Source organism: Clostridium thermopalmarium DSM 5974 (assembly GCF_002995795.1).
Lineage (GTDB): Bacteria > Bacillota > Clostridia > Clostridiales > Clostridiaceae > Clostridium_H > Clostridium_H thermopalmarium.
Genome location: NZ_PVXN01000005.1, coordinates 1 through 15532, shown reverse-complemented (window position 1 = coordinate 15532; position 15532 = coordinate 1). Strand labels below are relative to the sequence as shown.

Genomic DNA, 15532 nt, shown 5'->3' with positions numbered 1-15532 from the left:
AATACGTAATTTGTAAAGGAAAAGTTAAGAAATATACAAACCCTTAATATAAGTTAACTAGATTTGAAGAAATTAATTATTAATGGAGTTTTATAGATTTTTTATAAGATATTTGATAAAATATTGACTAAATACCACAAGGAGAGAATTGTATGAAACTTAATAAAGGGATTTTTAATAAAAAAAGTATTATGTTTATTGGAACTACGTTAGTAATGGTTTTCACAATCACAATAATTATATTTTTCATAGTATCTAAAAACAATAAGTTGGAAAAAGAGAGTGCTTCTGCAGATCGTAAAGCTGAGGAGTATATATATCTAGGAGAATACGAAAAAGCTTTTGAAGAATATAATAACATAGACATTAACAAAATTAAAGATAATAGATTATTAGCATTAAAAAATATAGATATGGCAAGAATATATTTTTTAAAAGGAGATGTTAAAAATAGTAAAAAATACATTCAACTAGCAAAAGATATAGGTATCCAAGATGATGAAATAGTAAATAAAATAGTTTTTTATGAATTTATTAATGGGGACAGTTCTCAAGCTTTACAAGATGGAGAAAATGCTTTAAAGGCTAACTCTAAAAATAAAAGTCTGATAAAAAGCATGATGGCTATATATATGGTTAATAAAGAATTGGACAAAGCTAAGCAAATAGTACAACTTTATGATGTAGACAAGAAGTCAGCTTATGATTTAGCAGAATATTCTAGAATGCTTATGATATTGGGGGATATTAAAGGAGCTTTTGCAAAGCTTAAAGAAGCTTGGGATATTGATAAGGATGAATATAAAATATACGATGTTTTAGCCCAGGAGTCATTGTATAATTCTGATAAAATAATTAGTTACATAAAGGAGCTTGAAAAAAACAATTCAAATGAGCTCGCATATAAAATGTGGCTTGCTAAGATTTATTCACTAAAGGAAGATAAATCTAAAGAAGGAGTTCAAATTATAGAGCAATTAAAAGGAAAAGATGCAGGAAATATCGAAATTAAGCTAATTGAAGCATCAATTCTTCAAAACATGAATAAAAGTAAAGAAGTAGACAAGCTAATTAATGAAGTTATACAAAATAATAAAGATGACTATGGAGTACTTCATACCGCAGCATGGTTCTATTTAAGAAGACATGATTTAGAAAAAGCTATGGAATATTGCAAAAAATCCATTGAACAAAATAAAGACTATCCAGATAATTATGCATTTTTAATGCCGCAAATCCTCAAGAATATGAATAAGGCATCTTCAGTAAAACTATATTTTATAACTGCCATGGAAAAAGAATTATATAATTATAATATTTTAGAAAGTGTAGGTAAGTTTTATTGGGACATAGAGAAAAATTTAGATAAAGCTTTAGATTATTTATTATAAGATGGCAAATTATATAAATCCTATGGAACCAGAGATAAAATACAATATTGCGTTATTATATTTTAATGAAGGAAGGGACGAAGATGCTATAAAGATTTTAAAGGAATGTATAAAGCTTAAGGATAACATTATAAAATATCATAGAACTTTAGGGGTTGTATATTTAACTAATGGAAAACACGATGAGGGAATAAAGGAAGTAAGAACTGCCTTTAAGCTTAATGAAAATGATATTCTAACCTTGAATAATGCTGGATGCTATTACGCTATTTATACAAATGACTTACACAGAGCTTATTATAATTTAAAAAAAGCTGCTGATGGGATTACATCTAATACAGATGAATATACTAAAAATGTTATAAAGAAAAATTATAATGATATAAAGTTAGTAATAAATAAGATAGAAAAAGGTAAACCAAATGATTCAATAAAGGTTCCAGATTTAAGGCTTTTATACTAATCAAGTTGAAATATAGTGGGACGGTTCACAAAATTTTATAAAGGTGCTTAAAAATTGGATAGGATTATTTAGTAATATTCTAAAGAAAGTATTTCAAGTGGGAAAAAATAAATCAAAAATATAATAAAAATAGATAAAATAATATAGTGGATTTTTTATAGCTTGTCTAATAAAATTTTAGAAAATTTGGATTTAAATATTTATTTTTTAAAAAACATATTAAATTCATTTTTGTTAATTTATAATAGTTTAAAAACAAACTTGGTATTTTTCTAAAAATTTATTAATTATATTATGGTACTTTAAAGTATTATGTACAATATTATATCCCTTATTACACAGGTAAGATACAGAGGACAATGTGATGTTGCCTATTATATCACATATTTGAGAATAATATAAATTACATAAATTTCTCATTAAAAAAATACAAATAGATCTAAATTCTGATGCTGAATGATTGTATTTTATATTTATGTCAAACTTATTAAAGTTATAAGAACTAGATACAAATTCTATAATCTGCTCAGGGTTGATGTCCCTAATAAGAGGTTTTGAATAAGACTTATAAGTAGTATAAGTGTTTACCAATTCAAGATCATCAATAGTAGTATCATCTATACTAGTTTCAGTTCTCGACTTAACAAATTCAAAATAACGAACTATTGCTAATACAGGATCTGGATTAAAGTATTGTAAGATAAAATTTTTATCTATAATGTTGAAAGCATCCTGCCATTTTCCAAGATAGATTCCTAAACTAGAATATTTGTAGTTCTCTACATGTTGTTTAAATCCTTTAATATCTTTAGGATTGTTATGAATATAAGCGGATATAAGCATCACAGATAAATCAGTATCCGCAATTTTGCTTTTAAACCGATCTCCAAAAACGTGTCCTGTCCTGTTGTATTTTCTATTATAATATTGGGCATAGCATTGATTAATATTATGCATAAATTTACTTACATCTGCTCCATTTGAGTCAATTAGTAAATGAACATGATTATCCATAAGACAAAAACTATAAACATAAAAAGAAAACATATCTTTATATTTTTTTAGATATGATAAAAATTTATTTTTGTCATCATTACTTCTAAATAATCTAACTTCGCTTATACTTCTAGCCATAATGTGATAAATAGCAGTATGGCTTTTAATTCTAGGTGTTCTTGGCAATTTAAACACTTCCTTCATTATTTTTTATTAAGATTATTGACAAAAAAATATAAATTAATCACTAAAATTTAAAAAAGGATGATTCTTGTGATCGATATTATAACAATTAAAAATAAATTTTTTATATTAGGTATGTTAAGCATACTGTATTATATACTTTTAAGTTGTTTTGCTTGGAAAATAAGTTTTTCTCAATTTTGGATTATGTTAGGTGCTGTTTTCATAGGAATTGGCGTGGTTAAAGAATTTGAAAAAAGCAACAAATTATACATAAATAAAAAATTTAGAATGCTTATGTTAATTTGTTTTATAATAGGGTTTATTTTGTTTATTATCATAGAGTCACTTATCATTTATTTTAGCATTAATGAACAAATGGAAGAGTGTGACTACCTTCTTATATTAGGGGCTGGACTACATGGAGAGAAAATGTCTCTTACTTTAAGTCAGAGAATGGATAAAAGTATGGAGTATCTAGAGAAGTATCCCAAAACCAAAATAATTGTATCAGGTGGGCAAGGAATGGGAGAAGACATAACAGAGGCTGAAGCTATGGGAAGATTTTTACTGAGCTGTGGAATAAGTAAAAATCAAATTATAAAAGAAGAAAAATCTACGAATACTTCACAGAATTTCAGGTATTCAAAGGAAGTTTTAGATAAAATAGATAATAGAAAAGAAATAAAAATAGCTATTGTTACAACAAATTTTCATATGTTTAGGGCTAGATTTTTAGCTAAACGAGCAGGATTCAAGAATATCTATTCAGTGCCATCAGAACTTCATCCAATATTAATTCCTAATTACTATGTAAGAGAGTGTTTTGCTGTAATTAAATCGTTTATTTTTGATAGGTAAAAAATCAACTCTAATACAGCTGAGTTTTCATAACCTTACTTATTTGGATAATGAAAACTTTTGAGGCTCTATCAGAGTTTGTCAAATAAGAATTGCAGTAGATTACATAACCACGGACTCGTAGATATGAAAGAAATTTATAAAATTTGAGAACCGTCCCTAATTTATTGATAAGGATTTTTGTTTAAAGTTTCCTTGAATATCATTTACAGAAGATACAGTTACAAAAGCGTTTGGATCTATGGTATTTACTATGTGTTTTAAAGTGTTTAACTGTATTTTCTGAATAACTACATATATAAACTTTTTGTCAGTATGAGAATAACAGCCTTGTGCATTTAAAAGTGTTACACCTCGTCCAAGTTCTTTGGTAATAGCATCTATAATCGCATTAGGATTTTCACAGATTATAATACACTGTCTTGAAGAAGCTATTCCTTCTTGAACTGCATCCATAGTCTTTGATCTAATGAAACTCATTATTATAGCATACATTACAGAACGAGTTCCAAGTGTTAAAGCAATAAATACATATACTATAATATCTTGCATTAATAAAATTTTAGGAAGTTGAAAGTCAGGAAATTTATTTTTAATAATTTTACCAGATATATCAAGGCCGCCAGTTGAAGCGCCAGCCATAAATAGTAGTGCCATTGCAATACCAGAGATAACGCCAGCAAAGATGGTGGCAGTTAAAGTATCACCAATGGGATCAAAACCAAGGTGTGAATTTGCAAAGTCTATTAGAAAAGAAGAACTTATAACTATGATCCCGCTTTTAAAGGCAAAGTTCTTACCTAATAAATTATAACCGAATATAAAGAGAGGTACATTGAGGAGAAACGTTGTAAAACCTATAGGTAGATTTAATAGTTCATTTAATCCAAGGGAAATTCCTGTTATACCACCTGCACCTATTTTATTAGGCACTAAAAATATGGAAACATAAGCTGAATATAATAGGCATCCTGCAGTTGATAATCCTATTTCCTTGCATAACTTATTCATAAAAATTCTCCTTTTAAAATTATACTTAAATTAACATTTTCATTTTTATTAATCCTTCTATTTTGCCTTAATAGTAGCATAAATAAATATAGGCTACAAATAGCATTTTTTTAAGTTTAAAGATATTTTGAGTCTATACTCGTAAAATGAAAGATTTAATACAAAATTTGAAAGTATTTATAGATAATGCTTAGAATTGATGCATCCATGAAATTTAATGATGAACAAAGTTCAAATTTATATAAAATACATTTGTTTTTATGCAAATTATTATGTAAGTTATTATTGACTTTATGGAGTTTAATAGAAGGGATATTAGGGACAGTTCTCAAATTTTGCGTATGAAAATTTGAGAACTGTCCCTTGATTTTCATTAATAAGCTTGTATAATTATAAGAGTATTAAATTAAGATTATAATGTATATGGAATAAATAAGTTTGATTTATTTTAATTTTGTGGCAATTTTAAAATAATGAGATTAATATGGTATTATATTATGTAAAATATATAAAAAAGCATTCAGTAAAACTTTTTTATATGGTATATATAAACTTATATTAATCATTAATTAGTTTATTTATATTTTATTATAAATAAAAAAGTTTCAAAAAAAATGTCAAAATTATTAATTAAATTATTAATTGATGTAGCACAAGTATATATATTATGGTATTATATATGTGTCGTTATAGGTTGCGACATAATTTTTATGTAATTGTATACATTGACTTCATAGATTTATCAGATAATTGCGCTATTTCTGTTTATTTTAAATCCATTTCAATAAGCGATAATTGTAGAATTATGTGAGTTTAAAATTGAAATAAAGCGTATCAGTACAACATATGATGTAATGTACTATAATTATGGTGTAGATTGATAAATTAATAACAGGTATATCTGATAAATAGCTAGAAATTTTAATTTTTATTAAAATTATTAAAATAAATGTTGGTGTATTATAAAAATTTAAATTTTATAAATTTAAATTTTAAAAAATAAATAAATTCATATACAAATTTATACATTGCTGAAAATTTAGCATGTACTTTTAGGCAAAGGGAGGATTAATATGGAACTTTTAACTTTCAGAAGGGGTGTGCACCCACCTCATGGTAAGTATCTTACTGAAAATAAGCCCATAGAAGACTTAGAGCCAAAAGAACTTTTAGTGTTTCCTATGTCTCAACATATAGGAGCACCAGCAGAATGTTTGGTAAAAAAGGGCGACAGAGTACTAGTAGGACAAAAAATAGGTCAAGCTAGTGGTTTTATATCTGCAAATATTCATAGCAGTGTATCAGGTACAGTTAAAGATGTTAAACCTGTACTTACAGCAGGAGGAACAAAATCACTTGCTGTAATAGTAGAAAATGATGGCCTTTATGAAGAAATAGACATGCCAAAGCCAAAAAACTACAAAGAAATGACAAAAGAAGAAATAGTAGAGCTTATTAAGGAAGCTGGAGTAGTTGGTATGGGAGGAGCTACTTTCCCAACAAATGTAAAGCTTTCTCCACCACCAGACAAGAAAATTGATACAATAATATTAAATGGAGCAGAGTGTGAGCCTTATTTAACTTGTGACCACAGATTAATGCTTGAAGAGACAAACATGATAGTTGAAGGGCTAAAAATAATACTTCACATGTTCCCAGAAGCAAAAGGTTATATTGGAATAGAGGATAACAAGAAAAATGCTATCGAAGCTATGAGAGAAGCTACAAAAGATATTCCAAATATAGAGGTTAAAGCGTTAAAAACTAAGTATCCTCAAGGTGCAGAGAAACAATTAATCTATGCTATAACTAAGAGAGAAGTTCCTTCAGGAAAACTTCCAGCAGATGCAGGATGCATAGTTCAAAACGTTAACACAGTAAGAGAAGTATATAATGCTGTTGTTAATGGAAGACCTACTATATCAAGAGTTGTTACTGTAACAGGGGAAGCTGTTAAAGAGCCTAAGAACCTAAGAATAAGGTTAGGTATGTCTTATAGAGAACTAGTAGAAGCTTGTGGTGGATTCAAAGAAGATCCAGTTAAGATAATTTCAGGTGGACCAATGATGGGTATGGCTGTATCTACTTTAGATATACCAACTACAAAAGGATCATCAGGAATACTTTGTTTAACAGAAAAGCAAGCAGTTTTACCAGAAGAATCAAGCTGTATCAGATGTGGAAAATGTGTTCAGGCATGCCCAATGTTCTTAATACCATCAACACTTGATTCACTTGGAAGAAGAAAAGAGTACGATGCTTTTGAAGAAGAACATGGATTAGACTGTATTGAATGTGGATCATGTACATTTGTATGTCCAGCAAAACGTCATTTGATCCAATCAATCCGTACTTCAAAGAGAACAGTACTTGCAAATAAAAGAAAAAAATAAATAAAGTGAATAGGAGTGAATAATATGGCTGAAACAATGTATACAGTATCTTCATCTCCTCATATTCGTGACAACAACTCAGTCCAGTCGATTATGAGAGATGTTATTATTGCATTATTACCAGCTACAATAGCCGGAATTTATTACTTTAAGCTTAGTGCATTTTTAGTAGTTCTTACAGCAGTTATAGCTTGTGTAGCTTCAGAATTTGTATGGTGTAAAGTTACTAAATCACCAAATACAACAAAGGATTTAAGTGCAGTTGTAACAGGCATGCTACTTGCATTTAATGTTCCACCAACATTACCATTATGGATGATTGTTGTAGGATCAGTATTTACAATGATAGTTGTTAAAGCACTATTTGGAGGAATTGGACAAAATATAGTTAACCCTGCACTTGCAGGAAGAGCTTTCTTACTTGCGTCTTATCCAGTTGCTATGACAACATGGACAAATCCAGTAGATGGAGTTACAGGAGCAACACCTCTTGCTATATTAAAAGGAGCAGAAGCAACAGGAGCAACACTTCCAAGTATTGGTCAAGCTTTCATTGGTCAAATTGGAGGATGTATAGGAGAAACTTCAGCTCTAGCATTACTAATAGGATTTGCTTATCTTTTATATAGAAGAGTTATAACTTGGCATATACCAGTAGTTTATATTGGAACAGTATTTGTACTTGGAATGATAATGGGAAGAAGTCCGCTTGGTGGATTATATGAAATCATGGCTGGAGGATTAATGCTTGGTGCAATCTTCATGGCAACAGATTATACAACTTCTCCGATGACAACAAGAGGACAAATAGTATTTGCTTTAGGATGTGGTATTTTAACATCAGTTATTCGTCAATTTGGTGGATATCCAGAAGGAGTTTCTTACTCAATTCTTATTATGAACTTATTAGTTCCTCTAATAGACAGAAAGTTTAAGCCAAGAGTATTTGGAACTGGGGAGGCGAAATAGATGGAAAACCAAACTGGAAACAAAGAAATATTGATTTTAGGATTAAGGCTTTTAATGATTACTGCCATAGCAGGACTTATTTTAGGATTTGCTCATAAAGTTACATTAGAGCCTATTGCTAAACAACAGAAAATGGAAAATGATGCGGCTATGAAGGAAGTTTTGCCTTCTGCAGAGGCATTTAATTTAAAAGAAGTAACATTACCAGATGGAAGCATAATTACAGAAGTTAATGAAGGTACAAAAGGAAGCGACATTGCAGGATATGCTATAAAGGTTTCACCTAAAGGATATGGTGGCCTTATTGATATGATGGTTGGTATTTCCAATGAAGGTAAGATAGAAGGAATAAAAATTCTTTCTCACAGCGAAACTCCAGGTCTTGGAGCTAATGCACAAAACGAAGAATTCTCTGGACAATATAAAGGAAAACCAATAGAACAACCTTTAGAAGTAGTAAAAACAGAGCCATCAGGAGATAATCAAATAAAAGCAATAACAGGAGCGACTATTACATCTAATGCTGTTACAAAGGGAGTTAATGACGCAATAGACTTCTACAATAAAGAATTGAAAGGAGGTCAAAATTAATGGGGGTTTTAATTGAAAGATTAAAAAACGGTATATTTACAGAAAATACAATATTTGTACAGGTTCTTGCAATGTGCCCTACACTAGCTGTAACCTCAAGTGCTATAAACGGTATAGGAATGGGGCTTGCATCAACAGTAGTTTTAATGGGAGCTAACTTCGTTATATCTATACTAAGAAATGTTATTCCAGATAAAATTCGTATTCCAGGTTTTATAGTTGTTATCGCAGGTTTCGTTACCTTACTTCAATTCATGTTACAAGGTTTTGTACCAGCATTAAATAAATCATTAGGTATATTTATACCACTTATAGTTGTTAACTGTGTTATCTTAGGACGTGCAGAGGCATATGCTTCAAAAAATAAACCGATACCTGCTATTTTTGATGGTCTTGGAATAGGAATAGGATTTACTCTTTCTTTAACTATTATTGGTATGGTAAGAGAATTGCTAGGAACTGGTAAAGCGTTTGGTATTCAGATCATGCCAGAAGCTGTTGATCCAGCTCTAGTATTTGTTCTTGCACCAGGAGCTTTTATTACTCTTGGAATAATGATGGCTTTATTAAATCAAAGAAAAATTAGTAAGAAAAAGGCAAAATAGAATAGAAAGAAGGGTGAATGAATAGTGGGAATATTTACATTAATAATTGGTTCCTTGTTGGTAAACAACATGGTATTGTCTAAGTTCCTCGGCATTTGTGCCTTTCTTGGAGTTTCTAAGAAAATAGAAACTGCTAAAGGAATGGGTGCAGCTGTTACTTTCGTTATGGGTGTAGCGTCACTTATATCATATGTAGTATATAATTTTATATTAAAACCACTTAATCTTGAGTATATGTATACAATAGCTTTCATACTAGTTATTGCAGCCCTAGTTCAATTTATTGAAATGTTTCTTAAGAAGACAATGCCAGATCTTTATAAAGCATTAGGAATATACTTACCGCTTATTACAACTAACTGTGCTATACTTGGTGTAGTTATTATTAATATGAATGAAAATTATAACTTATTCCAAGCTTTAATATCTGGTGTTGCTTCAGGTCTTGGATGGATGCTTTCAATTATTATACTTGCAGGACTTAGGGAAAGAATGGAAGCAAACGATAAAATGCCAGAGGCAATCAAAGGTTTGCCAGCTTCATTAATCACTGCGGGATTAATGTCTATAGCATTCCTTGGCTTCTCAGGCTTAGTATAAGGAGGGAATTTAAATGACTGAGATTTTATATCCTGTACTTAGCATAGGTGGTCTTGGACTTTTATTCGGAGCGCTTTTAGGATTTGCATCTAAAAAATTCGCAGTACCAGTTGATGAGAGAGTTCCTTTAATTAGAGAATGTCTTCCAGGTGCAAACTGTGGTGGTTGTGGATTTGCTGGATGTGATGCTTATGCTGAGGCTGTAGCAAGTGGAAATGCTGCACCAAACTGCTGTCCAATAGGTGGAGCACCAGTAGCAGCTAAAATCGGTGAAGTAATGGGAATTAAAGTAGAAGCTTCTGAGCCAAAAATGGCTTATGTTAAATGTCAAGGTACTTGTGAAAAAGCTAAGGATAGCTATAAATATTATGGATTAGAAGATTGTCAACAAGCAATGAACGTTCCAGGATCAGGAGCAAAATCTTGTTCATATGGGTGTTTAGGATATGGAAGCTGTGTTAAGGCTTGTCAATTCGATGCTATTGATATAGTTGATGGAGTTGCTAAAGTTAACAAAGATAACTGTGTTGCTTGTGGAGCTTGTGTAACAGCGTGTCCAAAGGGCATTATAGAATTAGTTCCTCAAAAACAAAAAGTATTCGTAACATGTAACTCAAAGGATAAGGGATTAGATGTTAAGAATTCTTGTTCAGTTGGATGTATTGCATGTACTTTATGCGTAAAAGCATGTCCAAAAGAAGCTATCACAATGGTAGACAATCTTTCTGTAATAGACTACAGCAAATGTGTAAACTGTGGTCTATGTGAAAAGAAATGTCCAACAAAGGCAATATTAAATTTTCGTCAGCCAATTCAACCATCAAAGGATGAAGTAGCTGCTGTAAATTAATAAGTTAATATATTGTACCATAAAAGGCATAAACTTCGTTTGAGGTTTATGCCTTTTTCAATATGAATTATTTTGCTGCTTTTAAAACTGCTGCTTGGTGTTGAGGATCCTTTTTTCCGTCTTTGTGTCTTGTGCTGTTTAGAAAATGAATATCAAAGTGACCATCCATTCCATTTCCCTTTATCACATCTAAGTTCTGACCTCTTCCATAACCGTCAGAACGATTATTTATAATTTTATATGCAGGTGCAGAATCAATGCCAGCATGAGGCATAGCACTCATAGAAGCTGCAATTCTTCTTCCTTTAATATTTAAAATAACAGGACGTCTTTCCCAAGAAAAGCCACCCCAAATACTCTTTATTATTTCCGTATCTTCTTTTGTTAAGGCTTCACTATCCGCATGATTTGTCCCCATAGTTCTTTTTACTTTAAATGTCTTTTTTGTATAAACATCAGTTACTTCTGCAATAGTATTTATTGAAAAAACATTTTTTGCAATTTTCCAGTCTAATATTTCAATTTTTGAAGAATATGTATTTTTATTTGAGGAGGTGGATTTAGAAGTTTTAGATTTATCTGTGATCTTAGGTATAGAACCTCCTCTTGAAATTCGGGCATTTCTATTTGATGAGTTGCTTTTATTAAGAGATACATCCTTTGATGAAGCCTTTTTTACTATCTTCACTTCTTTTGAGTTTGGTATATCAATATTTTTTTCATTTTTATTATCAATAGAACTGGAGGTAGAGTTATTTGTTATGGTATTATTTTTTAATTCATCTGAATTATCATTTAGTGAATTACTAATTGAAGTAGGATCCACTTTACTAATGGGATTTATTTCCACTATATTTCCTGGAGAAAGCATATGGGTGTTATCTTTTTTTATTTTATTAGTGAAAAGGGGGTAAGAAGACAGTCCTAAGATACATATGATAGAGCTTAAAATTATAGATTTTCTCACTCATTACACCTCTCTTAATGCCTGCGAAGTTAGTTGACGGGTTCGGGAAGAGAGAATCCCTACCAAAAATTTGGATTCACCCCATAGGTTAATCCTCCGCTGTATTTTATACATTAGGCAGTTTTTTTACTTTTTACATTTGTATATTATAACTAAGTATCTTTGGAATTAATAGTGGAAATAGTTTTACGTTATTCCATGAATTACAATATAGTTTAATTAAATTTTATATATATTACTTATTATTTGATTTTTTTCTAGCAATACTCATAAAGGGCTAGGAATTAAAAGCTTACTATGGAAAAATAATGTATATTATTATTACATATTGAATAACATTATAAGGTTTATGACAAAATAAAAGTATGTTAACTTAAAATAAATGGAGGTATTTTATATGAGTAAAACAACTACAGCAATTTTAGTTAAATTACTATTGACTATCATAGCAGGATGGATAACTTTAGGGGCCATGGATGGAAACACAATTGGATGGATTCTTACTTTTGCAGTTATAGGAACTATATTAAATTATTTGTTTGGAGATCTTTACATACTGCCTAGTTACGGAAACATAACTGCATCTATTGGAGATGGAGTTATGGCAGCAGTAGTTGCATATGTACTTGATGTATTAAGTGCAAACTTCGATACAAGATTTAGTACATTAATTATTCTTGCAGTATTGGTGGCTGTAGTGGAGTATTTCTTCCACAGATATTTAATAAAATCAGATGAAGTAGCACCTTAAAAGCTTTTATAACAGTTTTTGGATTAAAGATTACAAATCAGGAGGTTAGTTTAGCTATTATGGCTAAACTTTGCCTCTACTCTAAACTCTTACTTAGTAACCTAATGTCTAACTGAGGCTCATCCTGTAGATATAAGCTCTACTTTGAGAAAAACATAAGATAAGGGGTGAAAAAATGACGTACATTTCAAATAAACTTGATGAAAATAAAAAGCTTCTTAAAAGCCGTCTCCCAATAGATAAAAGTTTCGATATGATAGGAAGAGAAATAAAAATAGGGGACAGAGAGGCTTTTTTTGTTATGCTAGATGGCTTTGCAAAAGATGATATAATGCTATGGATAATTGAAAGGTTGCAGGCTATAACTCCTTTTGAAATATCAATGAATACTATATCTAAGCTCTTGAAGGAGAAAATAGCTTATATAGAGGTGGATACTTTTAAGGAAATTGAAAAGATGGAGCAAATGGTTTTAGCTGGAGCTATAGGACTTATAATAGATGGTGAAGAAGAAGGAATTATACTTGATGCTAGGGAATATCCAGTGAGAGGACCAGAAGAACCAGATTTAGAAAAGGTAACAAGGGGATCTAGAGATGGACTAGTGGAAACAATTATTTTCAATACAGCTTTAATTAGAAGAAGAATTAGAGATACCAAGCTTGTATTTGAATTAAATACCGTAGGAAAGAGATCTAAAACGGATGTGGTAATAGGATATATAGAAGATTTGGCAGATGAAAAACTTGTACAAGAAATAAAGGATAGAATAAAAGAAATTGATGTTGGAGCCTTAGTTATGGCAGAAAAGACCCTTGAAGAACTTTTAATAAAGAAAAAGTGGTATAATCCTCTTCCACTTGCAAGGTTTACAGAAAGACCGGATGTAGTGGCAGCTCATCTTATGGAAGGACATATAGCAATAATTGTAGATACGTCCCCTAGTGTGATGATTCTTCCTGCTACCTTATTTCACTTTACCCAACACGCTGAAGATTATTACCAGACTCCTATAACAGGAACTTATATACGATGGATTAGATTTTTAGGAATGTTCTCAGCATTTCTTTTGTTACCATTATGGCTTTTACTAGTATACAATAAAGAAGCTTTACCTCAATCACTTCAGTTTTTAGGACCGAAAGAAATGGGAAATATCCCTTTATTTATCCAATTTATACTTTTAGAATTTGGATTAGATTTACTTAGAGTCTCATCTATACACACTCCAAGTGCTTTATCAACCTCATTAGGTATTATAGGAGGTTTAATATTGAGTGAATTCGCTGTAAAGATAGGTTTATTCGTACCAGAAGCCGTAGTATATATGGCTCTAGCTGGAATAGGTACCTTTGCAACTGCAAGTGTAGAATTTGCCATGGCAATTAGAATATTTAGATTGTTTATTCTAATTTTGACAGGTTTATTTAAGAATATTGGTTTTGCAGTTGGAATATTAGTAGTATTTATAATAGCTTTTAATACTAAATCCTTTAAAAATAGCAAAAGATATACTTGGCCATTGATTCCTTTTGATTGGAAAGCTCTTTCTCATATTCTATTTAGAACTCCAATACCTAAGTTAGGTAAGGATGATAAAAATCAATAGGGGACGGTTCTCAAATTTTCTAATCTAAAGAGCATTGTTTTTGTAACAGCAAAGATGAATAATTCATAAATTACAATATAAATAATAAAAATGGGTGAAAAGAATTTGAAAAGTAAAAGAATTATTATTCTTGGAGATTCTAAGGGAAAAGATGATGGAATAAATAAAAAAATATTAAATAAAATATTTAAACAAATAAAAGAATTGAAAACACAGCCTGAATATATAATACATCTTGGAGACAGCGTAGCAGGAAGCAGTGATGTAAGGATTTTTAAATATCAAATTAAAGAGTTTCATAAGTTAATAGAACAATACTACCCAATAAATAGGCTTTTACCAGTACTAGGGAACCATGAAGTGAATAATAAACCTAAGGATTTCCAAGGAGAAGAAGCATTTGAAGAGTGTTACTCTAGTATAGATGTTGATAATTATTTGAAAGGTTATCATAAAACTGTTTATTATAAAGATTTTGACAATGTAAGATGCATTTTTTTAAACTCCTTTCATTATGGTGAACTTTTTAGAATAACAGGAAGGCAATTAGAATGGTTCAGAAAGGTTACAAAAGACCTAATACCTTTTAAAATAGTATTTGTTCATTTACCAATTTATCCAACAGGAGCTCATTTAACAACTTGTATGGATGCTTATATAGAGGATAGAAATACTTTTCTCAAGGCTCTTGAGGAAAGTAATGTTAGTTTAGTATTTTGTGGACATGAACATAATTATTCAAGGCGTCTTATAGGTTTTAATGATAAAAAGATCATGCAAATTATTACTGGAGGAGCAGGAGAAAAGCTTAGAAATAGTTATAAGGATAAAAAGGATGTCATAGTAACACCAAAACCTATTTATCACTATGTAATATTAGATATAGAAGAAGATAATATAAGAGTTAGAGCTGTATCTCTAAGGAAAAAAGTATTCGATGATTTTAGTGTTGGCATAGGGGACGGTTCTCAAATTTTCATATAATAACCTATGAAAATTTGAGAACCGTCCCCTATTTTTATGAAAAGACTCATGTTTGAGCTAAATAAAAGACTTAAATTGCAATATTAAATGCAACACCCCTGTGAAAAAATCATGTAGAATAGGACTGACAATAGTCAAAATCAGCCTTAAGCCCATCTTAATAATAACAGGAGATGGAGTGCATGGGTTTGTCAAGGGCTGCGTAGCAGGCGGAGCTTTACCCTTGATAAACCACAAGCGACATCTATAATATTCAAAATATGGGATTAAGCAATCTTCGATAGTTCTTCATAAAAATATTTTTCTGG

15 protein-coding genes and 1 riboswitch are annotated in these 15532 nt (G+C 30.3%); of the genes, 12 read left to right on the top strand and 3 right to left on the bottom strand.

Going from position 1 to position 15532, the window contains the following annotated elements; translation table 11 throughout:
- Positions 1–152: 152 nt before the first annotated feature.
- A complete protein-coding gene (locus CPAL_RS00695; protein WP_106023868.1) occupies positions 153–1391 on the top strand; it encodes a tetratricopeptide repeat protein in 1239 nt (412 codons plus the stop codon).
- A gap of 1 nt (position 1392) precedes the next feature.
- Positions 1393–1854, top strand: coding sequence for a hypothetical protein (locus CPAL_RS00690; RefSeq protein ID WP_106023867.1), 462 nt, complete (start codon positions 1393–1395; stop codon positions 1852–1854).
- A gap of 249 nt (positions 1855–2103) precedes the next feature.
- On the opposite strand, the gene CPAL_RS00685 is transcribed toward CPAL_RS00690, so the two are convergent.
- Positions 2104–3036 (bottom strand): transposase, encoded by a 933-nt coding sequence (locus CPAL_RS00685; protein ID WP_165815338.1) that lies wholly within the window; start codon positions 3034–3036, stop codon positions 2104–2106.
- 78 nt (positions 3037–3114) lie between these two features.
- Here CPAL_RS00685 and CPAL_RS00680 point away from each other — a divergent pair, with 78 nt between their 5' ends.
- Positions 3115–3894 (top strand): YdcF family protein, encoded by a 780-nt coding sequence (locus tag CPAL_RS00680; RefSeq protein WP_106023865.1) that lies wholly within the window; start codon positions 3115–3117, stop codon positions 3892–3894.
- Positions 3895–4053: 159 nt separating this feature from the next.
- Here the strand turns inward: CPAL_RS00680 and CPAL_RS00675 are convergent, their stop codons facing one another.
- Positions 4054–4905 carry a YitT family protein gene (locus CPAL_RS00675; protein WP_106023864.1) on the bottom strand — a complete coding sequence of 284 codons (852 nt, stop codon included), beginning with the start codon at positions 4903–4905 and terminating at the stop codon, positions 4054–4056.
- A gap of 1073 nt (positions 4906–5978) precedes the next feature.
- Between CPAL_RS00675 and rsxC the strand changes: the two genes are divergently transcribed.
- Genes rsxC through rnfB form a run of 6 tightly spaced genes read left to right on the top strand, consistent with a single transcriptional unit; the run spans position 5979 to position 10913 of the window.
- Positions 5979–7298, top strand: coding sequence for an electron transport complex subunit RsxC (gene rsxC / locus CPAL_RS00670; RefSeq protein WP_106023863.1), 1320 nt, complete (start codon positions 5979–5981; stop codon positions 7296–7298).
- A gap of 24 nt (positions 7299–7322) precedes the next feature.
- Positions 7323–8267, top strand: a complete 945-nt coding sequence (locus tag CPAL_RS00665; RefSeq protein ID WP_061857265.1) for an RnfABCDGE type electron transport complex subunit D — start codon at positions 7323–7325, stop codon at positions 8265–8267.
- Complete coding sequence (locus CPAL_RS00660; RefSeq protein ID WP_061857264.1) at positions 8268–8858, top strand: RnfABCDGE type electron transport complex subunit G; 591 nt, start codon at positions 8268–8270, stop codon at positions 8856–8858.
- Complete coding sequence (locus tag CPAL_RS00655) at positions 8858–9463, top strand: RnfABCDGE type electron transport complex subunit E (protein WP_061857263.1); 606 nt, start codon at positions 8858–8860, stop codon at positions 9461–9463. The genes CPAL_RS00660 and CPAL_RS00655 overlap by 1 nt, the downstream gene beginning before the upstream one ends.
- Before the next feature lie 24 nt (positions 9464–9487).
- The gene (locus tag CPAL_RS00650) at positions 9488–10063 is read left to right on the top strand and encodes an electron transport complex protein RnfA (protein ID WP_061857262.1); all 576 of its coding nucleotides are present in this window, start codon (positions 9488–9490) and stop codon (positions 10061–10063) included.
- A gap of 13 nt (positions 10064–10076) precedes the next feature.
- Entirely contained in the window at positions 10077–10913 is an 837-nt protein-coding gene (rnfB, locus tag CPAL_RS00645) for an RnfABCDGE type electron transport complex subunit B (protein WP_061857261.1), read from the top strand.
- 67 nt (positions 10914–10980) lie between these two features.
- On the opposite strand, the gene CPAL_RS13985 is transcribed toward rnfB, so the two are convergent.
- Positions 10981–11880, bottom strand: a complete 900-nt coding sequence (locus tag CPAL_RS13985; RefSeq protein WP_061857260.1) for a hypothetical protein — start codon at positions 11878–11880, stop codon at positions 10981–10983.
- A gap of 4 nt (positions 11881–11884) precedes the next feature.
- Positions 11885–12010: riboswitch (cyclic di-AMP (ydaO/yuaA leader) on the bottom strand.
- Between the two features lie 267 nt (positions 12011–12277).
- Between CPAL_RS13985 and CPAL_RS00635 the strand changes: the two genes are divergently transcribed.
- The 3 genes from CPAL_RS00635 (at position 12278) to CPAL_RS00625 (ending at position 15224) form a co-directional block, all read left to right on the top strand.
- Positions 12278–12631, top strand: coding sequence for a DUF2512 family protein (locus CPAL_RS00635; protein ID WP_061857259.1), 354 nt, complete (start codon positions 12278–12280; stop codon positions 12629–12631).
- Between the two features lie 175 nt (positions 12632–12806).
- Positions 12807–14240: a spore germination protein gene (locus CPAL_RS00630; protein WP_061857258.1), complete on the top strand. Its 1434-nt coding sequence runs from the start codon at positions 12807–12809 to the stop codon at positions 14238–14240.
- A 105-nt stretch (positions 14241–14345) separates the two neighbouring features.
- Positions 14346–15224: a metallophosphoesterase family protein gene (locus CPAL_RS00625; protein WP_165815339.1), complete on the top strand. Its 879-nt coding sequence runs from the start codon at positions 14346–14348 to the stop codon at positions 15222–15224.
- The last annotated feature ends 308 nt before the right edge of the window (positions 15225–15532 follow it).

Coding starts and splice junctions, on each gene's coding strand:
- CPAL_RS00660 (WP_061857264.1), top strand. CDS start 8,268: ATGGAAAACCAAACTGGAAACAAAGAAATATTGATTTTAGGATTAAGG.
- CPAL_RS00665 (WP_061857265.1), top strand. CDS start 7,323: ATGGCTGAAACAATGTATACAGTATCTTCATCTCCTCATATTCGTGAC.
- CPAL_RS00635 (WP_061857259.1), top strand. CDS start 12,278: ATGAGTAAAACAACTACAGCAATTTTAGTTAAATTACTATTGACTATC.
- CPAL_RS00690 (WP_106023867.1), top strand. CDS start 1,393: ATGGCAAATTATATAAATCCTATGGAACCAGAGATAAAATACAATATT.
- CPAL_RS00655 (WP_061857263.1), top strand. CDS start 8,858: ATGGGGGTTTTAATTGAAAGATTAAAAAACGGTATATTTACAGAAAAT.
- CPAL_RS00630 (WP_061857258.1), top strand. CDS start 12,807: ATGACGTACATTTCAAATAAACTTGATGAAAATAAAAAGCTTCTTAAA.
- rsxC (WP_106023863.1), top strand. CDS start 5,979: ATGGAACTTTTAACTTTCAGAAGGGGTGTGCACCCACCTCATGGTAAG.
- rnfB (WP_061857261.1), top strand. CDS start 10,077: ATGACTGAGATTTTATATCCTGTACTTAGCATAGGTGGTCTTGGACTT.
- CPAL_RS00680 (WP_106023865.1), top strand. CDS start 3,115: ATGATTCTTGTGATCGATATTATAACAATTAAAAATAAATTTTTTATA.
- CPAL_RS00695 (WP_106023868.1), top strand. CDS start 153: ATGAAACTTAATAAAGGGATTTTTAATAAAAAAAGTATTATGTTTATT.
- CPAL_RS00675 (WP_106023864.1), bottom strand. CDS start 4,905: ATGAATAAGTTATGCAAGGAAATAGGATTATCAACTGCAGGATGCCTA.